Source organism: Humibacter albus DSM 18994 (genome assembly GCF_000421825.1).
Classification (GTDB): Bacteria; Actinomycetota; Actinomycetes; order Actinomycetales; family Microbacteriaceae; genus Humibacter; species Humibacter albus.
Genome location: NZ_ATXT01000013.1, coordinates 249,985 through 271,123, shown reverse-complemented (window position 1 = coordinate 271,123; position 21,139 = coordinate 249,985). Strand labels below are relative to the sequence as shown.

Below are 21,139 nucleotides of genomic sequence, written 5' to 3'. Positions count from 1 at the left end.
TCGTCTTCGGTTCGTAAGGGTTCGGCGGTGCCTCGCCGATGCGGGCATCCCTAGCGTCGAGAGCGTGAATATCCCCACGGTCGATGTCGTGTTGCCGTGCCTCGACGAGGCGCCGGCGCTGCCCACGGTGCTCAGCGCCCTGCCCGATGGCTACCGGGCGATCGTGGTCGACAACGGCTCGACGGACGGGTCGGCGCGCATCGCGGGTCGGCTCGGGGCGACCGTGGTGGTGGAGCCCGTGCGTGGCTTCGGCTCGGCAGCACATGCCGGGCTCCTCGCGTCGTCGGCCGAGATCGTCGCCTTCTGCGATTGCGATGGATCTCTCGACCTGGCTCAGTTACCACGCGTCGTCGAGCCGGTCAGCAGCGGTGACGCGGATCTCGTCGTGGGAAGCAGAGTGGCGGCTCCCGGTTCATGGCCGTGGCATGCCCGGCTCGCGAACCGGGTTCTCGCAGCACGCCTGCGCTCCCGCACGGGCATGGACGTGCATGACCTCGGCCCGATGCGTGCGGCCCGCCGCGACGACCTGCTCTCGCTCGGGTTGAGCGATCGCCGCAGCGGCTATCCGCTCGAGATGGTGCTGGGCGCACACGCTGCCGGATGGCGTGTCGCCGAGGTCGACGTGAGCTATCTGCCGAGAATCGGCAGATCGAAGGTCACGGGAACCGCCCGCGGCTACCTGGGTGCGGTGCACGATATGTCCGAAGTCCTTCGCTCGGTAGCGCGATGACGGCACTGATCGTGATCGCCAAAGAGTGCATCGCGGGCAAGGTGAAGACGCGACTTCATCCGCCGCTGACTCTCGCCGATGCGGCGCGAGTGGCGCAGGCGTCTCTGACCGCGACCTTGACCGCGGTGCGCGTCTTGCCTGCGACCCGGCGAATCCTGTACTTCGACGGCAGCTTCTCCCGGGTGCCCGACGCGGCCGAAGGATACGAGGTCATCCGTCAACCCCGGGGAACGCTCGACGAGCGACTCGCCCACATCTTCGACCTCGTCGACGAACCGGCCGTGCTCATCGGCATGGACACGCCCCAGGTCGAAGCCTCCGACTTCGCCGGTGTGTTCGACGGATGGCCCGACGGAGTCGATGCGTTCTTCGGGCCGGCACTCGATGGAGGATTCTGGGCTCTCGGGTTGCGCTCCCCGCGAGGCTCGCTGGTGCGAGGCATCCCGATGTCGCGATCGGATACCGGTGTTCTTCAGCGAGCACGCCTCGAGCGGTCCGGGCTGGTGGTGCGTGAATTGCGCACGCTCCGTGATCTCGACACGATCGAGGATCTCGAGGCCATCGCCGGCTCGGTGAGCTCGCTGCACGCGGTGAGCTCAGCGCAGAGGCTCGCGATGACGGCGCCGCCGGGGAGAACCCTGCGATGAGCCACCCGCAGCCGATGCCCGAGATGGTGGCCGAGACCACCGACGAGGCGTCCGACTATTTCGGCTCGGACGCGACTGGTCCCTACGATTCGGCCCTTCGCGAAGGCGTTCGGCAGATCTTCCTCTACGACCTCGCATCAGGGGAATTGGTCGACGTCATTCCCGTCTGGCGGTTCAGCTCTCGAGCCGATCGCCACGAGAGAGCACTCCTCGAACGCGGAACGGGGCCGCTGCTCGATCTCGGATGCGGCCCCGCGCGCATGGTGCAGGCATGCATGAGTGCCGGGCGCCCCGCTCTCGGCGTCGATCTCTCCCCCGCCGCGTGCGAGCTCGCCGTCGCCCAGGGCATCCCGGTTCTTCGACGCTCGTTGTTCGATGCGCTACCGGGCGAGGGCCGGTGGGGAACAGTGCTGCTGATCGACGGCAACATCGGGATCGGCGGCGACCCTCAACGCCTCCTGCGCAGAGTCTTCGCCCTCCTGACGCCCGGCGGCACCGTGATCGTCGAGAGCCACGCGGATGCCACCGTCGACGCATCGTTCACCGCCATGCTCTCCGACGCTCGAGGACGCAGCAGCGCGACGTTCCGTTGGGCGAGCGTGGGCGCATACGCGCTCCGGCACCACGCGCGACGCGCCGGCCTGCGACTCACCCGCGAGTGGACTGCCGGCGGACGAACCTTCTGTGAGTACGCACGGCCGACCACGTGACCACGAGCGCGGTCACGACGAGGATGACGCCCCACACCGCCGCAAGTCGCACGGCATAGTCCCCGACCAGAATGGTGGGGTTGACGTGCGGCCGTGCCTGCGCGACGAGTTCGGGAACCACGACCAAGGTCAGCATCGCACCGACTCCGAAGAGGATCCGAACCGACAGCGCGGCACGCGACGGAAGTCCACGGGAGCCGTGGTCGAGCATCCTGTTCACGAGATGGACCGCGGGGGCGAACACGCCGTCGTGCAACAACACGGCAGCGGCGAGCCAGACCACGAGGCCCACGAGAGCCGCAGGCGGCTCGGTGGTGAGCAGGAAGTACACACCGACAGCCGTGAGCGCGGAACCGATCACCGCACAGCTGGCGCGCGCGGCTCTCAGCGTCCGCTGCCTCATCGAATCACCTCGATCGTGCTCAGCCATTTCGTCTGCAGCACGCCGGGGCGTCCGGGGGCGATGATGCGCGCAGGGTATCCGTGATCGAGATCCAGCGGCTCGCCGTTGACCTCGAGAGCCACCAGGGTGCGGGGATCGTGTGCGAACTCCGGGCCCATCGTCGTCGTGCGGTAGTGGCCCTTCGGCTCCAGGCTGGTCAGCCGCACCGCGGCATCGGCCGGCGCCCGCACCGCCGTCAACAGGTCGTGCAGGCGAACGCCGCACCACGAGGCATCCGTGCTCCAGCCCTCCACGCAGGCGATGGGCAACTCGGCGTCTGTCTGTTCGAGACCGAGCAGCTGCTCCCGCGAATACTCGTGAGCCGATGGCCCGTCGATGACCCTGAGTCGCCAGGAAGGATCGAGCGCCGTGGGAGCGACCTTCGCCTGCTCGGCGGTGCGAGTCACCGGCAGGCCCTGCGGTCCGCCGCCGTGCCGACGCGGTGCGAACAGGTTGAGCGAGGAGAGCACCCCGAACGACTGTCCCGCCGTGAGGGCGATCAGCGTGGCGGCCGTAGCGCCGATCCCGATGAGCAGACCACGACGAGTCGTTTTGCCGGAATCGCTCATACCGGCTCCTCGTCGTCGTGACCCCTGCGCCAGTGTCGAGCGATGATCGGAAGCTTGAAGGCGATGTGCAGCGCGATCCCGCCCACGATGAGCCACGCCAATCCGTAGTGGACTCTGCGGAAGGAGAACGGCCACGGATACCACTGGAACGTGTTGATCAGACCGATCACCGGCTCGAGCAGTGCGGAGGAGACGAGAACGGCGATCAGCCCTCGCTCGACCGCATCGCGCCAGGACGCGATCGCCGGCCATCGGAACAGCACGGGATAGATGGTCCACAGTTTGGCCAGCAGCAGGGGAAGCAGTGCGAGCCCGACCGTGATGTGCACCCCTTGGGTGACCTGGTAGAGCCAGGAAGGGCTGGTGGGAAATCGCATGCCGGGAAGCGGGTCCTGCAGCAGATGACTGTAGAGGCCGGTGAGAAAGCAGACGACGAACGCGAGAGCGAGGATCCTCCCGAGCACGACGGCCATGCGCTTCGTTCGTGCCGGCGACCGCAGTGACCGCTGCGCGAGTCTGGATCCGGCGGACAGCCGCTCCGCAACGAGGTCGGTGAAATGGGTCACGACGTCAGTCTTCGCATCGCGACGCGGTGCGGGATGCGGGAATCCTTACCGTCCGCAGACATCCACGGCCCCGCCACGCCTGCTGACCGTCACCGGATCGTAAGCGTTCGGAGGATGCCCGGTCCCGCCCCGTCGCGGAGGGTGAACAGGACGAAAGGACTCCATGCCCCCCTTCCACGACAAGACCTCGCGCTCCCCGGTAGCAGCCGTGGGCATCATCGGGGGCTCGGGCCTCTACTCGCTGCTCGATCGCGCCGAGACGCTCGACGTGTCCACGCCGTACGGTCCAACGTCGTCGCCGATCACGATCGGCGATCTCGGCGGCGTCCCCGTGGCGTTCCTGGCCCGACACGGCACGGCGCACACGCTGCCGCCGCACCGCATCCCGTACCGCGCGAACATCTGGGCCATGGCGTCGCTGGGCGTGAACGCCATCGTCTCGGCATCGGCCGTCGGATCGCTCTCCCCCGACATCCCTCCGGGAACCTTCGTCATTCCCGACCAGCTCATCGACCGCACCTGGGGAAGGGATGACACGTTCTTCGACGGTGCCGACGTGCAGCACCTTCCGTTCTCCGACCCGTACTGCACCCGATTGCGCACGATCGCGACGGGCGCCCTCGAGCAGGCAGGAGAGTCGGTTCGCTCCTCGAGCACGACCGTGGTCGTCCAGGGGCCGCGCTTCTCCACCCGCGCGGAGTCACGGTGGTACCGCACGCTCGGCGCCGACATCGTCAACATGACCCAGTATCCGGAGGTCGCGCTCGCCGCCGAGCTGAACCTCGGGCTGGTCAATCTGTCATACGTCACGGACTCCGACGCCGGCGAGTCCGAAGACGACGCCGTCGACCCCGCCGCGGTGCTCGATCGCATGGCTTCGGCCGGCTCGCGGATCCGAGCTGCGGTCACCACGATCGCCACGGCGATCCCGCACGACTATCGGGCACGGCCGCGCGTGCCCGATGATGCCGTTCGTCGCATTCTCGACGCGGAGGTCGTCGCCTGATGCCGCACGTTCTGGTGACGGGCGGTGCCGGGTTCATCGGATCGCAAGTCGTCGAAGCCGCGGTTGAACGCGGCTGGCCGGTCAGGGTGCTCGATTCGTGGCGCGGGGACGTGCACGCATCATCCGACATCGGGCTCGGCCGTCGTCTCCCGTCGGATGTCGAGGTGGTCCACGCCGACGTTCGCGACGCGTCGGCGGTCTTCGATGCTCTCGACGACATCGACGTGATCAGCCACCACGCCGCGAAGGTCGGTCTCGGTGTCGACTTCGACGACACGACCGACTACGTCGACAGCAACGACCTCGGCACGGCCGTGCTGCTGACGCAGGCTGCGCGACGAGGGATCAGGCGGCTCGTCCTCGCTTCCTCGATGGTGGTCTACGGAGAAGGTCGCTACCGCGACGCCCTTGGCAGCGCCTCCGCTCTTGCACGCTCGCAGACCGACCTGGCGGCCGGACGTTTCGAACCGCTCTCGCCTCGCACCGGCCTACCGATGCAGCCAGAGCCGATCGACGAAGACGCGCCGCTGGACCCGCGCAACGTCTACGCCGCGACCAAGGTCGCCCAGGAAAACCTGGTGCGCGCCTGGGCCAGGGCCGGCGGCGGAGTGGCCGCGATGCTCCGGTACCACAACGTGTACGGTCCGCGGATGCCGGGCGGCACGCCGTACGCAGGAGTCGCCTCGCTGTTCCGGTCCGCGCTCGAGCGGGGCGATGCACCGCAGGTGTTCGAGGACGGCGCGCAGCGCAGGGACTTCGTGCATGTCGCCGATGTCGCGCGGGCGAACCTCGCCGCGATCGAGTGGACCTCCGGCCGGGAGCCCGGCGACGTTCGTGCCTTCAACATCGCCAGCGGCCACCCCCACACGGTCGGGGAGTTCGCCGCCGCCCTGAGTCGCGCGTACGGCGGACCCGATCCGATCGTCACGGGCGAGTTCCGGCTCGGCGATGTCCGCCACATCACGGCATCCGCTCGTCGTGCGAGCCGCGAGCTCGGGTTCACGGCGCAGGTCGATTTCGAGCGGGGCGTGCGCGAGTTCGCCGCCGCCGTGCTGCGGCCCGCGGTCGAACGCCGGTCCGCCGAACGATGACGGCGAGCGGTGCGCCGGCCTCGCACTCTTCGGCGGAGCACGGGCAACGGCACGAGCGAGACGACCTGCCCTCTGTACGATCACGCACCGCCGCGCTCGGACTCGCCGCCGCCGTCGCCGTGATGGCGGCGGGCATCCTCGTGCCTGCGCTCACCGGGTGGAACGTGCACGTCAAGTCGTTCCCGCCCCTTCACGCGCACTGGATGCCCCGTGTCGGCCCCGGCACTGTCCCCGCCCTCGCTCTCGCGACCGCGGCGGTGATCTTCGCCCCGTGGGCCTCGCGTCTGCCGTGGGGCAGGCTTCTCCTTCTGACGTTCGGCTACGGTCTGGCGTGGATGCTCGCCCTCGCCACCGTGGACGGCCTCGTCGGCATCGGTCACATCCTCGACACGGGATACGAGTACCTGAACACCGCGCGCTCCGTGACCGACCCCATCGCCGTGCTGCACGAGTACGTCTCTCGCATCCCGTTGCACAGCCCGGACCACTGGCCGGTGCACATCGCGGGTCATCCGCCCGGTGCACTGTTCTTCTTCGTCGCGCTCGTGCATCTCGGACTGGGAAGTGGACTCGGGGCGGGCTTCTCGGTCATCGCGGTGGCCGGGACGACGGCGGTCGCCGTTCTGATCACCCTGCGCAGGCTGGGCGCGGAAACGGCAGCGCGCCGAGCGGCACCGATCGTCGCGCTGGGTCCTGCAGCGGTGTGGATGGCGGTGTCGGCGGACGCCGTCTTCGCCGCCACCGCCGCCTGGGGTCTGTGCTGTCTGGCCTTCGCGGCGCGCTCCGACCGGCGCGTCGGAGCGATCGCCTGGGCGCTCGGGGCCGGACTTCTGCTCGGGTACTGCGTGATGATGTCCTACGGGCTCCCCGTGCTGGGCATCCTCGCGCTGGCCGTACTCCTGGCAGCCAGGTCATGGCGGCCCCTGCCCTGGGCAGCCGGTTCCGCACTCGTGGTGGTGCTCGCGTTCGCGGCGGGAGGATTCCTGTGGTGGGACGCGTATCCGGTGCTGGTGCGCCGCTACTACGACGGCGTCCAGAAGAATCGCCCGTATTCATACTGGGTGTGGGGGAACCTGGCGGCGCTCGCGTGCAGCGCCGGGCCACTGGCGGGTTCCGCACTGGCGGCCGCAGGCGCGAGAACACGGGATGCCCTCCACAGGCTCACGAGTCAGACCCGGACTGTCGCGCTGCTCGGCCTCGCCGCAGCGGCCTGCGTGCTGGTCGCCGACCTCTCCGGTATGAGCAAGGCGGAAGTGGAGCGCATCTGGCTTCCGTTCGAGCCCTGGATGCTCGTGGGCGCCGCGCTGCTGTCTCCCCGGTGGCGCAGTTGGGGCCTGGTGATCCAGCTGGTGACGGCCCTGCTCGTCCAGCACCTGCTGTTCACCGGCTGGTGACGGTCGCCGCGCCCGCTTACGGGCGCGAGTATTCCTCCGGGCTCCAGGAGCGCAGGAGGGCGATCGCGCCGTCGAGCGCGGTGCGCAGGGCGTGCTCCGACTTGGTGACCTGAGACAGCAGGAGCCCGCCCTCGAGCGAGGCGAGGACGCAGGTCGCCAGGGTCGGGACATCCGCGTCGGCGCGAAGGGCCCCGGCTTCCCTCATCGAGGCGAGGCCATGCTCGAATCCGCGTTGCCAGCGCTCGAATGCGGCGGCGAGACGCACCCTGGAGTCCTCGTCGCGATCCGCGAGCTCGCCCGACAACGAGCCGATCGGGCATCCGCCGACGCAACCGGATGCCGCATACGACGTGACGACCGCCTCGCGCCAAGCATCCCAGGCCGCCCAGGAGTCGAGGGTCATCGTCTGGGGGCCGCCCGCATCGAGCACCTGTGTCGCCTGGTATTCGACGACCGCCGCGACCAGTGCGGCCTTGTCGTCGAAATAGTGGTAGATCTGCGACTTTCCCACGTGCGCCGACTCGGTGACCTCGTCGAGCGTCGTGCCTTCCACTCCGTTGCGGAACATCAGGGCAGCCGCCGAACTCACGATGCGCTCCCTCGTCTCCTGGCCCTTTCTGGTCGGCGGCAGCCGCCATCGGTTCGCGGGCATGACGTCTCCTGCTGACGATGACGCCACGTGCGCCTTCACGGGACTCCTTCGCTTGGGTTGGTTTTGTACTTGCGAGTACATTTTTGGGTTGCTATCACTGTACCAGTCAGTACATTCCATCCATCAGTGAGGACCTCGACCGATGACTGAGACCCCCATCCGCGACGCCGTCGAGACCATGACCGCCGGTAGCGACCGACAGGATGTCTGGGCTCGAGAACAAGCGGAGCAGCACCGATTGCATGTGCACGCCGCGGTCTCACCGGGAGAGACCTTTCCCGATGCGGAACTCCTCACTCCGCTGTCGGAAGCCGTACGGCTTTCCGAGGTGATCGGCGGCCGGACCGCTGTCGTCGTGTTCTATCGCGGCGCGTGGTGCCCGTACTGCAATCTCGCCCTCTCGGCCTATCGGCGTGAACTGAGCCCGATTCTCGTCGAGCGCGATGCGGTTCTGGTGGCGGTGAGCCCGCAGAAGCCCGACGGGTCGTTGACCATGAAGCAGAAGCACGATCTGGACTTCGCCGTGCTCTCCGACCCCGGCAACCGACTCGCGTCACTCCTGGGCATCCTCACCCGTCCCAGCGATGACGCGAGGCACGCTCAGCTCGAGCACGGACTCGACCTCGAGCAGGTCAACGCCGACGGAACCACGACGCTGCCGATGCCCACCACGGCGATCGTCGATCGGATGGGCAACCTGGCCTGGATCGACGTGCACCCGGACTACTCGAGCCGTACGGAGCCGAGCGAAATCGTGGCGGCCATGGACCGCCTCGGCCTGTGAAAGGAAGGGCCAGCATGGATTCGATGGTGAGCGGTCGAACGGCATTGGTGACCGGAGGCGGACGAGGGATCGGCGCGGCCATCGCGGAGCAGTTGGCGATCGCGGGTGCCGCGACGGTGATCATCGTGGCGCGATCGGCGACCGAGCTGGAGCGCACCGCCGCTCGAGTCAGGGCATCGGGTGCCGCCGCCACGACGCTGGCGATCGATCTTGCGAAGCCGTCTGGTGTCGACAAGGTCACCGCCGCGCTCGAGACGGACGCAAGCATCGACATCCTGGTGTCGGCGGCAGCGACCGTCGCCCCTCTCGGGCCGACCGCTTCGCTGGACGCCCGTGAGGTGCGTCGCGCGCTTGAGCTGAACGTGATCGCGCCGATCCTGCTCGCGGGAGCCTTCGTCGGTGGGATGGCGGCTCGCGGTTTCGGTCGGGTGGTCAACGTGTCCAGCGGGATCGCGGAGCATCCGGGCTCCATGGTGGGCGGCACGGTCTACGCGACCTCGAAGTCCGGGCTGGAAGCCCACACGCTCAACCTCGCCGTGGAGCTGCACGGAACGGGCGTGACGGCGAACGTCTACCGACCGGGCACCGTCGACACCGCGATGCAGGAGTGGATCCGGGCACAGGATCCGGACCGCATCGGACGCGGACTCCACGACCGGTTCACGGGCATGCACGATTCCGGACGACTGATCACGGCAACTCGATCGGCGGAAGGACTCATGACACATCTGCTCCACGATGGTGACGCCAGCGGGCAGATCTGGGATGTCGCAGACGACCTGTCAGCGCCGTGACTTCGCCCATCGATGTCACGGCGCATGGCGGCGCGCTGTCAGGCGAGACGTCGGTCATGGTCGGCCGAACGTAGCGTTCGCCGCGGCAGCGCGGATCTCACCGGTGCTTGGGCTCGACGGTGAATCCGAGCGTGGCGAGGATCTTGACGGCTCCGCTCTTGCCGCCCTCGAAATCAGTGGGGCTCAGCCGGGTTCCTGTGGCGAGCTCGTAGGCGGTGCCGAGGATCGCTTTCGGCGGGTACGCGCGACCCGACTGCACCAGTTCATAGGTGGTGGTCGGGGCGTAGCCGTGCGCGGCGAAGAAGGCATCCGGCCCGAGCCTGTCATAGTCCTCGAGCGCAGACTGAACGTGCTCCGCGGTGACTCGATCCCAATCGATGTGCGTGCTCATGCTTGGTGTACTCCCGCCTGTCTCGCCTTCGATCGGTCCACACAGTAGCGCTCGAACCTCGGGTTCATTCGGCGCCCGACGGGTCGTCGCCGCCAGCACCGTGCCCGCGCCGTGCTCTGATGAGCCAGCGCGGGACATCCGGCCGTAAGTGCAGCGCGAGTGCGACGCAGACGATGCCGAACCCGACCCAGGGTTCGAAGAATGCAGCGATCGCCGCAAGCGTGAACAGGGCGAGAGCGGCCAGGGAACGCCGCCGAATGGTGACGTATTCGCGCGGGGTGAAGGCGTCGGAATGCCGGAGGATCTCACGCTCGAAGAGGTTGTACATGCCGTCGGTGACGACGAACAGGATCGCGTAGGTGATCACGGGCAGATGGGCCAACTCCGTGTCTGCCATCCAGCTCGTGGCGAAGGGCAGCAGCGACACAAAGAAGAGATGGCCGAAGTTCAGCCAGATCAGTCTGACGGTCGGAGCCGAGCTGTATCCCATCAGATAGTGATGGTTCATCCAGATGATGGCGACGAACACATAACTGACTGCATAGCTGACGACCGTCGGCCACAGCGAGAAAAGTCCGGCGAGGGTGGGAGAGTCGGGAGGGCGGATCTCCAACGCCATGATCGTGATGATGACGGCGAACACCGCGTCCGTGTATGCGGATAGCCGGCTTGTGGTACTGGGAGCGCGCTTGGCCATAACGTGATTCTGCCGAGTTCACCCGCGACGGCGACGCTCATAGGAGGATCCATGTGGCCGCAACGCTCCTGACGCGGCCGATTGAACGCCCTGCTAGGGGTTCGTCGTGGCTGATCGACGCGCCGAATCGCCGACGATCGGCGCCTGACCAGCAAATGTTCTGCGGAGACGGAGGGATTTGAACCCTCGGTCCCCTTGCGGGGACTCCACCTTAGCAGGGTGGTGCACTCGACCGGACTATGCGACGTCTCCATGTGCGGCCGCCCCTGGCGGACACACGCAGACCATCATAACGGACGCTGGAGGCTCGGCCGAACCGGGCATCCGATGCTCGAAACCCATCGGCCCGGGCCATCCATGGGGTGATGGCAATGCAGCCCCGGGGCAGGGTCAGCCGGCGCCGTTCGAGCAGGTCTGCGTCGCGGCGGTCTGACCGTGCACGTTCTCGCTCAGTTGCACGGGAGTCGAAGTCGGAGCAGGCGTCGAGGTGCTCGTGCCCTTCGACTTCTTCTTGCTGCTCGACGTGCCCTTGCTGCTCGAGGAGGTACTCGCGCCCGACGGCTGCGTCGCCGGCTGGTCGGACGAGGTGACCGAGCCGTCGCCGGTACCGCCGGTGATCTGGATGTACTGATCGTTGATGATCGCGTTGTTGAGCGTCTGGGCGGCATCCTCGTCAGGGACCACTCGGTTCACGTTGTCGGGATCTTCCACGGTCGGGTACTGCACGAACGCGATGTTGCTCCAGCTCAGCCCCTTGAGCGCCATCGCGATCTGGTACAGCGTCGTCACGTTGTTCAGGCTGTCGGAGAGCGAGACGTTCTTGGTCGTCGCCTTCGCCAGGCCCCAGACTTTCGCCGGGTTGGTCAAGGTGTCGTTGCTCATGATCGTGCGCACCAGCGAGGAGAGGAACACCTGCTGGTTGCTGATGCGGGAGAGGTCGGAGCCGTCGCCGACACCGTGCCGGGTGCGCAGGAACTCGGCGGCATTCTGCCCCTCGAGCGTCACGTTGCCGGCGGGCAGGTTGAGGCTCGTGTCAGGGTCGTCGATGCCGTCTCCGCCGATGCACACCTGCACGCCGCCCACGGCGTTCGACATGGCGACGACTCCCTCGAAGGTAATCATCGCCGCGAACGGGATCTTGACGCCCGTCATCTGGGTGACGGTGTCGGCCACGCAGCTCATGCCGCCTTCGGAGAGCGTCGTGTTGAACTGCGCCTGATACTGGGCGTCGTTGTCTCCGCAGGCCGGGATCGGCACCATCAGGTCGCGCGGATAACTGACCACGATCGCGTGCGTGTGGTCGGATGAGAGGTGCAGCAGCATCGTCACGTCGTTGTTGCCCGCGCCCTCGCTATCGTCGAGCGAGCCCCAGGAGTCGCCCTGGCCGCTTCGCGTGTCGGATGCCGCGATCAGGATGTTCACCCCGCCCTTGAGCTCGGCGACATTCGGAACATCCTGGCTGCTTTCACCGCTCAGATGGAACGACTTCTTCGTGTCGCTCACCAGGTTGACGGCGGCCACGCCCGCGATGCCGAGGACGCTCACGACGGACACGGCGACGATGGAGGCGATGACCTTGCCGAAGGTGGCCCAGGGATGCGAGCGAAGGCGGCCATGCCGCGCGATGCCGGCGCGCGACCGCGCAGCACGTGCCGCAGCACGGCTGTGCCGGGTCTCGTGATCGGTCATGTGCGCCTCTCGGAATGCCGCTGATTCGCGGGGCTCGCAGCCGAGCCCGATGTCGAGGCTAAGCGACCCGGCTCAGGGAAACCCGGCAACAGCTGGGTGCAAGCTGAGAACGTTTCCGGTCGCCGTTGCCGTCATGGCGTGACCAGCGGCACGGGACCCGGCGATCGGCGTCCGATCGGGCGGCACCGCATCCTCTGCGGCGGGGCGCGTGCCGGTACCTTTAACCCTGGTAGAGGAGGGGCCGGTGGGCTGGTTCGATCGGTGGCGCACGCGGCGCATCCTCAAGCCGTACAACGATGCCGCCGTCGTGGTGCCGCCGCCGGCGACCGTGGAGCAGTCCGTCTCAGAAGGCCTGATGATCTCCGAGTACGCCGCGAGGCTGCGCCTGAAGAACGCCATCGCCGTCGACGCGGTGATCTCTCCTCGGGTGTATGACGCGCAGGCGTACCTGCCGCTGGCATCCGACACGTTCCGAGAGCTCGCCGACGAATCGCAGGAGGCATCCGACAGGCTCACGGAAGAGCTCGCGCACACCATCGGCCGCATGGGGCGCGCCGAACACGTTCACGACTATCGGCGAGGTGACGAGCCCAACGTGAGGCACCGGCTCATGGTCGCGACGCAGGCGGCCTCGCAGCTTCGGCAGAAGGCCGACGAAGAGGACTACCTTCTCGACCTCATCGAGCAGGCAAGGCAGGAGGCATGGGAAGAGATGAGCACCTCGCTCCTCGATCACGCGCTGCAATACACACCGGATGCCCCGTCGCAGCTCGATCCCATCGACCGCGACATCGAGCTGGCCGGCCTGCGCGCCGAGCTGGAGGCGCTAACAGGGGAAGGCTGAGCCGCGGGGTTCCTGTACCGACTGCACCCGACCGTGCGGCGTGCCGCCGATACAGCGGTGGCGAGCAGCCCCGTAGCGCTACGGTCGCAATCCGTCCATCAGCAGATCCAAGAGCCGTCCCACCCGCTCAGTGTTCTTCGCGTCACCGGTTGCCACGAAGACGCCGACGAGCATGTCGGTCAGGTCGTCGGCCGTCACATCGGACCGAAGAGTGCCGTCCTCCGCTCCCGCCGCCAACAGTTCGGCGACGGTGTCGCGGATGCGCGCGCGGGTATCGCGCATGCTGACCGAACCTGATGCCCACGCCATGCGGAGGGCACTAGGCATGCCTTGCTTCGCGGCGACGAAGCGGGTGTAGCGGTCCATCCAGCGGCGCATCGTTTCGTTGCCAGGGCGCCGCTCGGCCAGCAGAACCGATGCGGCCTCCACCACCTCGTCGAGCTCGCTCGCATACAGCGCCTCGACGAGCGCCTCCCGCGTCGGAAAGTTGCGGTAGAGCGTGCCGATTCCCACGCCGGCCGCCCGAGCGATGGCGTCGAGGGAGACGTCGGCATCGTCGTTCGCCGACGCGAAAGCGTTGCGCGCTGCGCTGAGCAGCAGAGCCCGATTGCGGATGGCATCCGCCCGCGGCTTGCGTGCGCCGGCTCCTCCTTCAGCGGGCGCCGGGGTCCCGTTCGCCCCATCGGCGGGACTGTCACCGATCGCCCGCGCCGTGGTGTTGCGGGCAGGCACAGGAACACTGCTCGACATCCGGAGGATCCTCCGCTATTCTACTCAGTAACCGGAGAGCCCTCCGATTCATCTTCATCTTAGCCCGAGAGTTCGCGGATGGGATGGTTCATCACGAGAACAGGAGTCCCGATGTCACCCACCTCAGATCGCCCGGTGCCCGGCGGCGAGTTCGCGCTGGCCGGCACGACCGTCGCACGCATGGGCTACGGCGCCATGCAACTGGAGAAGCTTTCCGCGCATCCGGATGTCGCGGCATCCGTTCTGCAATCCGCTCTCGACGCCGGAGTGAACCACCTCGACACGGCCGAGTTCTACGGTGCCGGCTTCGTGAACGACGTGATCGGCCGCGTCGTCGACGATCGTGATGATGTGGTGATCGCCACGAAGGTGGGAGCGACCACGGACTCAGACGGTCCGCTCCCGCTGCGAGCGGCGCAACGGCCGGAAGAGCTGCGCGCGAGCGTCGAGGACAACCTGCGGTCGCTGCGGCGCGATCACCTCGACCTGGTGTACCTGCGCCGCCTGGACGTCGGCCCGGGCCTGAGCGCGGAGGGTGACCAGGCGGTGCCGCTCGACGACCAGCTCGACGTGATGACCTCGCTGCGCGACGCGGGCATGATCGGCGCGGTCGGCCTCAGCGCGATCACGACCGACACCCTTCGGCGAGCGCTTCCGGTCGGCATCGCCGCGGTGCAGAACGCGTACAGCCTGGTCGAGCGCTACTTCGAAGACATGCTGCGACTCACCCTCGCCGAGGGAATCGCCTGGGTCCCCTTCTTCCCCCTCGGCGGAGGGTTCCCGCGCTACCCGAAGGTGACGGAGCAGCCCGCCGTGCGTGCGGCGGCCGAGCGGCTCGACGCGTCACCTGCTCAGGTCGGGCTCGCTTGGCTGCTGCAGCGCACGCCGAACACGCTGATCATCCCCGGAACGTCCCACGCGGCCCACCTGGCGGAGAACCTGGCGGCCGTCGACGTCGCCCTCGATCCGACGACGCTCGCTGAGCTCGACGACCTCGTTCCCGTCGGCGGAACGGGGATCGAGTGGATGCCACGGAGCGCCTGACCGCCCGACCAGAAGCACACTCCACGCGGGGAAGCAAGGGGTGTTTACGCCGGAGGCGACCGGTCAGAGTGACGGGATGATTGGTCTCGCCATACTCCTTCTCATCGTCGGCATCGTCCTGCTCCTGCTGGGCATCTTCATCGGAGCAGCGAAGTTCCTGCTCTGGATCGGAATCATCATTCTGATCATCGCTGTGATCGTGGGGATCATCCGGCTCGTGCGGCGAAGCGTGTGAGCGCCTGAGCACCTTCGCATTACGTCCGGTGACCGCGGCCACGCCGACGCCTGGGCGCGGTGATTACCTTTGTTGTGAGGCATCCTCCATTCCCCCGACCGCCGCCGCGATGGCACAACCCGCGCGGCGAGGGGCCCCACAGCAAAGGAACTGTCATGAGCACCGCGCGCCCAGGCGTTGACTCCGCCCTTTCCCGCACCCTGACCGGCTCGGTAAGCCGCCGCACCGTTCTCGGCGCCGCGGCGCTTACGCCGCTCGCCGCGTTCCTGGCCGCCTGCTCGTCGACCGGGTCGGGGGGCTCGGCGACGGCGTCCGCGAAGCTCACGAACCAGCTGAACATCTACAGCTGGCCTGACTACTTCTCCAAGGACGACCTCGCCGCCTACGCCAAGAAGTACGGCGTGACGCCCAAGATCTCCACGTACACCGATACGAACACGCTCTTCACCAAGCTCAACTCCGCGGCCGGCGCGGGCTACGACATCGTCGTCCCCTCGTCGGGCTGGATCAAGCAGATCGCAGGCAAGGGCCTGCTCGAAGAGCTCGACCTCGATCGGCTCGACCTGAAGCATCTTGATCAGTCCCTGCTGAACCGCAACTACGACCCGGGCAACAAGTACTCCATCCCGAAGGACTGGGGTCTGCTCGGCGTGGTCTACGATCCGGATGCCACCGGTGGCGAGATCAAGACCTGGCAGGACTTCTTCGACGCGGGCGCCAAGCCCGGCGTGAGCGGGCGCATCCGCATGACGAGCGCCGCGGAGGAGACCGTCGGACCGGCGCTGTGGATGCAGGGCAAAGACCTGAACACGAAGAAGATCTCCGACATCAAGGGCACCGAGGACTTCCTCGTCGGCTTCGCGAAGCACGTGAAGACGTTCTCCGCCTTCGACGCCAACGCCATGGCGAGCGGCGCCATCGTGATGGCACTCGCGAACCAGGCGTACGCCCGCAACGCCATCCTTCTCAACCCGAAGCTCAAGTGGGTCGTGCCCGGCCCGACGAGCGAGCTGTGGGTGGACAGTTTCTCGATCGCGAAGAACGCTCCCGACCTCGAGCGGAGCTACCAGTTCCTCGAATACCAGTTGACGCCGAAGGTCCAGGTGAATGAAACCGTCTATCTCGGTTACCCGGCGTCGCTGAAGGGACTGAAGAGCAAGCTGCCCTCCGACGTGAAGGAGCGCGACCTCATCTTCGGCGGGCCGGACGTTGACTTCGACAAGTTGACGACGTTCGTCGTCAACCCCGACACGTATCCGACGTTCCAGGAGGTCCAGACCAAGGTGCAGGCGGCCGCCGGCTGAGCGGCATGGCCACGTCGGCGGGCGTGATGGGAGGATGTCAGCCGTGAGACGGAACACCGGCGACCACGTGCTGGCAGCCATCCCGCTCGCCTGGCTCGCAGTGCTGTTTCTCGTGCCGCTCGGATTCACCCTGGTCTACTCGTTCGGCACCGCCGGGTTCGGCACGATCGAGCTCGGCTTCTCACTCGACAACTATGCGCAAGCGCTCGGCCCGCTCTACCTCGAGACGTTCGTGCGCACGGTCGCGTTCGCGGTCGGTTCGAGTGCCCTCTGCCTCGTGTTCGCCTATCCGATCGCGTACGCGATCGCTCGGCGCAGCGGCCGGTTCAAGGTGATCGCGTTCGCGCTCATCCTGGTGCCCTACCTGGCAAGCCTGCTCATCCGCGTGATGTCGTGGCAGATCCTTCTCGCCCAGGGCGGACCGCTGGAGAGGATGCTCCGAGCCACCGGCCTGCTCCATTCGCCTCTGACGATCCTCGACTCGCTGCCCGCCGTCATCGTGGGCACGATCGCGGTATATCTGCCGATCGCCGTGATCGCCCTTACCGTGGTGCTCGACCGCATTCCGTCCGAGGTGATCGAGGCGAGTCAGGATCTCGGGGCATCCGGTGCCGCCACGTTCTGGACGGTGATCGTGCCGCTGAGCCGGCCGGGCATCGCGACGGCCGCCCTGCTGACGGCGGTGCCGATGCTGGGCGAGCTCGTCATTCCGGTGCTGCTCGGCGGCAACAAGGGACTGTTCCTGTCGCAGGCCATCTCGTCGCAGTACGTGCAGTCGCAGAACTATGCGCTCGGATCGGCCATGGTCGTGCTGCTCGTGCTCGCCATCGCCGTCGTCGTCGGGTTGCTGGTTCGGCTGACGCGCGGGTTCGACGCCGCCGGAGCGGAAGGCGAGCGAGGATGACCGCACCCGCCCTCACGCGCACGTCGGGGCATCCGTCGTCCGAGTCCACACTGGATGCCCCACACCGCGGTGCGCCGCACCTCGCCACCGGCATCGCGCTGTGGGCATGGTTCGGCGTGGCCGTGCTGTTCCTGTTCTCGCCGATCGTCACGGCCGTCTGGTACTCGTTCAATGTGGGGGTCGACGGCAAGCAGACCTCTGCGTTCACCGGTTTCACGGGCGACTGGTACGTGCAGGCGTTCACGGATCCGACCATCCGCCAGGCGACCGGCACCAGTCTCGTCGTCGCGTTCTGGGCGGCCGTGATCGCAGTGCTGATCGGCACGATCCTCGGCTTCGAGCTGGCCCGCAACCCGAACCGCATCGTGCGCCGACTGCTGGCCGGGCTGACGTACATTCTGCTGATCGTGCCCGAGACGGTGCTCGGCGTCTCGCTGCTCCTCTTCTATACGGAGACGCACGTGTCGCTCAGCGAGTTCACGCTCATCGCTGCGCTCACGCCGCCGAGCATCTCCGTGGTCGCCTTCGTGATCCGGGCTCGCGTGCTCACGCTCGACGCCGGAGTCGAGGATGCCGCCGCCGACCTCGGCGCATCCCGGCTCGCCACCCTGAGCACTATCGTGCTGCCCCAGCTCGGGCCCGCGATCGGTGCGGCTGCGCTCATCGCCTACACGTTCGCGTTCGACAACGTGGTGATCGCCAACTTTCTGTCGACCCCGACCGTCAACGTGCTCACCGTCTACCTGTACGGCACCCTGCAGTACGGCGCGACGCCCGCCGTGTATGCGACGGCCGTGGTGATCTTCGCGGCGACGATTGTGGTGCTCGCGCTGGCCGCGCTGCTGCTGCGCACGACGCTGCGGCGGGCGGTGCGCGGACGGGATTCGCGTGAACAGCGCGCCCTCGGCCAATCCAATGGTGCGGACGATTCGCCGTTCGCGTCTCAGGACGGCGCCGACCTTCCAGCCGCGCTGGTGCCCGACCGCGCAGGCGAACCCGCCAACCGGCCTGAGTTATGAACCATGCGCACCCGCTCGCCGACGCGACAACGCACCGGCACGCCCCTCCGAGGAACTTGATGATCACCACGCCCGCCCGCTTCGCAGTTCCGGCCTTCCCCGCCGAGAGATACGGCCTGCTCGCAGACCGGCTCGGCGGTGTTCTCGGGTCTCGCGGCGATGTCGTGTTCGTGCAGGGCGAGGCGATCATCGCGCTCGAGGCCCTCGCCGCATCGGTCGGACGGCCGGGGCTGCGCGTGCTCGTACTCGTCACGAGTCCCTACGGCGACGTGTTCGCCCGCTGGCTCGAGGCGACCGGCGCCGAGGTGCGCCGGCTCCGCAGCCATGCAGTGGGGGCCGACGAAGTGGCGGCGATCGAGGCTGACATGCTCGAAGCGGAACTGGCCGAGCATCCGGCGGATGCCGTCTACATCACGCACGGCGAGGCCGCGACCGGCGTGGTGAACCCGCTGCAGGAGCTTGCCGCCGTCGCCCGCGCCCACGGTGCGCTCGTGCTCGTGGATGCCGTCGCCTCCGTCGGCGGCCACTCGCTGCACGCGCACGAGTGGGGCCTCGACGTGGTGGTCGCCGGTGCGCAGAAGTCACTCGACGGACCATCGTCGCTGTCGTTCGTCTCGGTGACGGAGGCGGGCTGGGCGGCGATCGCGCGAGGATCTGCAGCGACGCGAGGCGTGGCATCCGTGCTCTCGTTGCTCGACCTCAAGCGGGGGTGGCTCGACGCGGGCCGCGGCGCGCTGCCGGGAATGCCCGACCCGCTGTCGTTCTGGGCCCTCGACCACGCCGTCGACGCCGTGCTCGCCGAGGGCGTCGACGCCGTCATCGAACGGCACGCGCGGGCTTCTGCTCTCGCTCGATCGGCGCTGCGAGCACTCGGGCCGCATGCCTCCCCCGCCCCGGTCGCCGACGCGCGCGCCTCGCATCTGGTCACCCTCGCCCCGGTGCCGGAGGGCGCCTCGGCCGATGCACTCCTGGATGCCGCCCGCCGGCTCGACGAGACGATCTCACCGGCGCAGGGCGCGGCATCCGGCCGGTTCCTGCGGCTCAACCACACCGGCGCGCGGGCGAACCACGCCGCGGTCGCGACGGGCGTGCTCGCCTACGCCGCCGCGCTCCGCCGCCTCGGCGCAGGGGCGGACGTGGACGCCGCCGCCGACGTACTCGGCGCTGTCTGACGAGAACGCAGGCCTCGACTCGCTGTTCCGCGGCCCTCCCCCGCAGACGCCGACTCTTCTTGAAGAGAGACGCCGTCTTCGGCGAACCGAGGGGCTCTTTCTGCGAAGACAGACGGTCGCCGTGAAACGATTCATGGGCACTCTGCAGGGAAAGCGTTTGCCCACGCCGTGAGTTACATGATCGTGATCGCGTCCGAGGAAAACTCCTTGACCGGCTGCCCCGCTGCACCGTATCGTTCGATGAGTTGAATGGTTTCAATTCCCATTCGAGCAATTCCCGGTGTCGAGCGGAAATGGCCGTCTCGCATTACAAGGAGGTAACGGGATGAAGTTCACCCCTCTGCGGCGCGCCCTGGTGGCGACCGCATCCATCGCCGCGGCCGCCCTCGCGCTCACGGGCTGCAGCGGATTCGGCGGTTCCGGCTCGAACTCGGGCAGCAAGGTGACGATCACCTTCCTGACCCAGAACGACTCGGCCGACCGGGCACAAGGCAAGGCCCTTATCGCCGCGTTCGAGAAGAAGTACCCCGACATCAGCGTCAAGATGGACACTCAGCCGGCGGGAACGCAGGGCGACAACCTGATGAAGACCAAGCTGTCGACGAAGACGATGGACAACGTCTTCCACTACAACTCGGGATCGCTCTTCCAGGCGCTCAATCCGAAGACGTCGATGGTCGACATCAGTGGCGAGTCGTGGGTGAAGGACCTCGACAAGAACTTCAAGGACGTCGTCTCGGTCGGCGACAAGGTCTACGGCGCTCCGCTGGGCACCTCCTCTGCCGGCGGCATCCTCTACAACAAGAAGATCTACAAGCAGCTCGGTCTTTCGATCCCCACCACGTGGGATGAGTTCATCGCCAACAGCAAGAAGATCGCCTCGGCAGATCCCAGCGTGACCCCGATCCTCCAGTCGTTCGGTGACACCTGGACCAGCCAGCTGCTCGTGCTCGGCGACTTCGCCAACATCAACAAGCAGGATCCGGACTGGGCGGACAACTACACGTACAACAAGGGTGACGCCAAGTACGTGAACCAGCCCGCATTCGAGGGATTCCAGCACACAGCGGAGATCACCGCCGACGGACTGGTCAACAAGGACTATGCGTCGATGACCAACGCCCAGGCGATGGATGCTCTCGCATCCGGCAAGGCGGCACAGTATCCGATGCTGACCTCGTCGATGGCGACCGTGCAGCAGGACAACCCGGACGCGGTGAATGACATCGGCGTGTTCGCGATCCCGTCGCCGAACGCGCAGTACACGTCGCTGACGCTCTGGGAGCCGAACGCCCTGTACATCTCCAGCACGACGAAGGACGACAAGCTCGACGCCTCGAAGAAGTTCCTGGCCTTCGCCAACTCCCCTGCAGGATGCGCGGTCCAAGACAAGACGGGCGCCGTCGCCGGGCCTTACGCGACGAGCGCGTGCAAGCTGCCGTCGAGCGCACCGGGATTCACCCAGGACGTGCAGAAGTACATCGATGACGACGCCGCAAGCCCGGCGCTCGAGTTCAAGTCGCCGATCAAGGGACCGAACTTGGAGACCATTCTCGTGGCGGTCGGGTCGGGATCGACATCGGCGGCGACCGGTGCGAAGCAGTACGACCAGGACGTGAAGGCGCAGGCCCAGCAGCTCGGCATCAAGGGCTGGTGAGCCGCACCCACATCTGATGATTCGTCTCGAGTGGGGGTCGGCGATGTC

24 protein-coding genes and 1 tRNA gene are annotated in these 21,139 nt (G+C 67.4%); 16 read left to right on the top strand and 9 right to left on the bottom strand.

Features of this window, described 5'->3' with window-relative positions:
* The first annotated feature begins 64 nt into the window (after positions 1-64).
* From H623_RS18150 to H623_RS0105975, 3 genes are read left to right on the top strand one after another with little or no spacing between them, the layout of a single operon-like run.
* Entirely contained in the window at positions 65-730 is a 666-nt protein-coding gene (locus tag H623_RS18150) for a glycosyltransferase family 2 protein (RefSeq protein WP_022900037.1), read from the top strand.
* Entirely contained in the window at positions 727-1,377 is a 651-nt protein-coding gene (locus H623_RS0105980) for a TIGR04282 family arsenosugar biosynthesis glycosyltransferase (protein WP_022900036.1), read from the top strand. Before H623_RS18150 ends, H623_RS0105980 begins: the two co-directional genes overlap by 4 nt.
* Entirely contained in the window at positions 1,374-2,087 is a 714-nt protein-coding gene (locus H623_RS0105975) for a class I SAM-dependent methyltransferase (RefSeq protein ID WP_084485671.1), read from the top strand. Before H623_RS0105980 ends, H623_RS0105975 begins: the two co-directional genes overlap by 4 nt.
* Here H623_RS0105975 and H623_RS18145 read toward each other — a convergent pair.
* Genes H623_RS18145 through H623_RS22135 form a run of 3 tightly spaced genes read right to left on the bottom strand, consistent with a single transcriptional unit; the run spans position 2,026 to position 3,664 of the window.
* Positions 2,026-2,490: a hypothetical protein gene (locus H623_RS18145; RefSeq protein WP_051143092.1), complete on the bottom strand. Its 465-nt coding sequence runs from the start codon at positions 2,488-2,490 to the stop codon at positions 2,026-2,028. The two genes, H623_RS0105975 and H623_RS18145, sit on opposite strands and share 62 nt — an antisense overlap.
* Positions 2,487-3,098 carry a molybdopterin-dependent oxidoreductase gene (locus H623_RS22140; RefSeq protein ID WP_245558912.1) on the bottom strand — a complete coding sequence of 204 codons (612 nt, stop codon included), beginning with the start codon at positions 3,096-3,098 and terminating at the stop codon, positions 2,487-2,489. Before H623_RS22140 ends, H623_RS18145 begins: the two co-directional genes overlap by 4 nt.
* Positions 3,095-3,664, bottom strand: coding sequence for a hypothetical protein (locus tag H623_RS22135; RefSeq protein WP_245558910.1), 570 nt, complete (start codon positions 3,662-3,664; stop codon positions 3,095-3,097). Before H623_RS22135 ends, H623_RS22140 begins: the two co-directional genes overlap by 4 nt.
* Before the next feature lie 163 nt (positions 3,665-3,827).
* Here H623_RS22135 and H623_RS0105960 point away from each other — a divergent pair, with 163 nt between their 5' ends.
* The 3 genes from H623_RS0105960 to H623_RS0105950 are packed head-to-tail and all read left to right on the top strand — an operon-like array spanning position 3,828 to position 7,155.
* Complete coding sequence (locus H623_RS0105960) at positions 3,828-4,670, top strand: S-methyl-5'-thioinosine phosphorylase (RefSeq protein WP_022900033.1); 843 nt, start codon at positions 3,828-3,830, stop codon at positions 4,668-4,670.
* Complete coding sequence (locus H623_RS0105955; protein WP_022900032.1) at positions 4,670-5,761, top strand: NAD-dependent epimerase/dehydratase family protein; 1,092 nt, start codon at positions 4,670-4,672, stop codon at positions 5,759-5,761. Before H623_RS0105960 ends, H623_RS0105955 begins: the two co-directional genes overlap by 1 nt.
* A complete protein-coding gene (locus H623_RS0105950; RefSeq protein WP_022900031.1) occupies positions 5,758-7,155 on the top strand; it encodes a hypothetical protein in 1,398 nt (465 codons plus the stop codon). Before H623_RS0105955 ends, H623_RS0105950 begins: the two co-directional genes overlap by 4 nt.
* A 16-nt stretch (positions 7,156-7,171) precedes the next feature.
* Here the strand turns inward: H623_RS0105950 and H623_RS0105945 are convergent, their stop codons facing one another.
* Positions 7,172-7,807 carry a TetR/AcrR family transcriptional regulator gene (locus H623_RS0105945; RefSeq protein ID WP_026939974.1) on the bottom strand — a complete coding sequence of 212 codons (636 nt, stop codon included), beginning with the start codon at positions 7,805-7,807 and terminating at the stop codon, positions 7,172-7,174.
* Positions 7,808-7,949: 142 nt separating this feature from the next.
* Between H623_RS0105945 and H623_RS0105940 the strand changes: the two genes are divergently transcribed.
* A complete protein-coding gene (locus H623_RS0105940; RefSeq protein ID WP_022900029.1) occupies positions 7,950-8,591 on the top strand; it encodes a peroxiredoxin-like family protein in 642 nt (213 codons plus the stop codon).
* A gap of 14 nt (positions 8,592-8,605) precedes the next feature.
* Complete coding sequence (locus H623_RS0105935) at positions 8,606-9,385, top strand: SDR family NAD(P)-dependent oxidoreductase (RefSeq protein ID WP_022900028.1); 780 nt, start codon at positions 8,606-8,608, stop codon at positions 9,383-9,385.
* Positions 9,386-9,482: 97 nt separating this feature from the next.
* Here the strand turns inward: H623_RS0105935 and H623_RS0105930 are convergent, their stop codons facing one another.
* From H623_RS0105930 to H623_RS0105915, 4 genes are all read right to left on the bottom strand, one after another.
* Positions 9,483-9,776, bottom strand: coding sequence for a ScoMcrA-related endonuclease (locus H623_RS0105930; RefSeq protein WP_022900027.1), 294 nt, complete (start codon positions 9,774-9,776; stop codon positions 9,483-9,485).
* A 64-nt stretch (positions 9,777-9,840) separates the two neighbouring features.
* Complete coding sequence (locus H623_RS18135; RefSeq protein ID WP_022900026.1) at positions 9,841-10,473, bottom strand: TMEM175 family protein; 633 nt, start codon at positions 10,471-10,473, stop codon at positions 9,841-9,843.
* A 163-nt stretch (positions 10,474-10,636) separates the two neighbouring features.
* Positions 10,637-10,725, bottom strand: a tRNA-Ser gene (locus H623_RS0105920).
* Between the two features lie 138 nt (positions 10,726-10,863).
* Positions 10,864-12,162: an LCP family protein gene (locus tag H623_RS0105915; RefSeq protein WP_022900025.1), complete on the bottom strand. Its 1,299-nt coding sequence runs from the start codon at positions 12,160-12,162 to the stop codon at positions 10,864-10,866.
* A gap of 244 nt (positions 12,163-12,406) precedes the next feature.
* Between H623_RS0105915 and H623_RS0105910 the strand changes: the two genes are divergently transcribed.
* Entirely contained in the window at positions 12,407-13,006 is a 600-nt protein-coding gene (locus H623_RS0105910) for a hypothetical protein (protein ID WP_022900024.1), read from the top strand.
* A gap of 78 nt (positions 13,007-13,084) precedes the next feature.
* Here H623_RS0105910 and H623_RS18130 read toward each other — a convergent pair whose 3' ends face one another.
* Complete coding sequence (locus tag H623_RS18130) at positions 13,085-13,756, bottom strand: TetR/AcrR family transcriptional regulator (RefSeq protein WP_022900023.1); 672 nt, start codon at positions 13,754-13,756, stop codon at positions 13,085-13,087.
* A gap of 111 nt (positions 13,757-13,867) precedes the next feature.
* Between H623_RS18130 and H623_RS18125 the strand changes: the two genes are divergently transcribed.
* The 7 genes from H623_RS18125 (at position 13,868) to H623_RS0105865 (ending at position 21,091) form a co-directional block, all read left to right on the top strand.
* Positions 13,868-14,800, top strand: a complete 933-nt coding sequence (locus H623_RS18125; RefSeq protein WP_051143091.1) for an aldo/keto reductase — start codon at positions 13,868-13,870, stop codon at positions 14,798-14,800.
* 76 nt (positions 14,801-14,876) lie between these two features.
* Positions 14,877-15,035, top strand: coding sequence for a hypothetical protein (locus H623_RS21665; protein ID WP_022900021.1), 159 nt, complete (start codon positions 14,877-14,879; stop codon positions 15,033-15,035).
* 155 nt (positions 15,036-15,190) lie between these two features.
* Positions 15,191-16,339: an ABC transporter substrate-binding protein gene (locus H623_RS18120; RefSeq protein WP_022900020.1), complete on the top strand. Its 1,149-nt coding sequence runs from the start codon at positions 15,191-15,193 to the stop codon at positions 16,337-16,339.
* Between the two features lie 43 nt (positions 16,340-16,382).
* Positions 16,383-17,243, top strand: a complete 861-nt coding sequence (locus H623_RS18115) for an ABC transporter permease (protein WP_022900019.1) — start codon at positions 16,383-16,385, stop codon at positions 17,241-17,243.
* Positions 17,240-18,262 carry an ABC transporter permease gene (locus H623_RS0105880; protein ID WP_022900018.1) on the top strand — a complete coding sequence of 341 codons (1,023 nt, stop codon included), beginning with the start codon at positions 17,240-17,242 and terminating at the stop codon, positions 18,260-18,262. Before H623_RS18115 ends, H623_RS0105880 begins: the two co-directional genes overlap by 4 nt.
* Before the next feature lie 59 nt (positions 18,263-18,321).
* On the top strand, positions 18,322-19,434 hold the full coding sequence (locus H623_RS0105875) for an aminotransferase class V-fold PLP-dependent enzyme (RefSeq protein WP_022900017.1): 1,113 nt from the start codon (positions 18,322-18,324) through the stop codon (positions 19,432-19,434).
* 325 nt (positions 19,435-19,759) lie between these two features.
* Positions 19,760-21,091 carry an ABC transporter substrate-binding protein gene (locus H623_RS0105865; protein ID WP_022900015.1) on the top strand — a complete coding sequence of 444 codons (1,332 nt, stop codon included), beginning with the start codon at positions 19,760-19,762 and terminating at the stop codon, positions 21,089-21,091.
* The last annotated feature ends 48 nt before the right edge of the window (positions 21,092-21,139 follow it).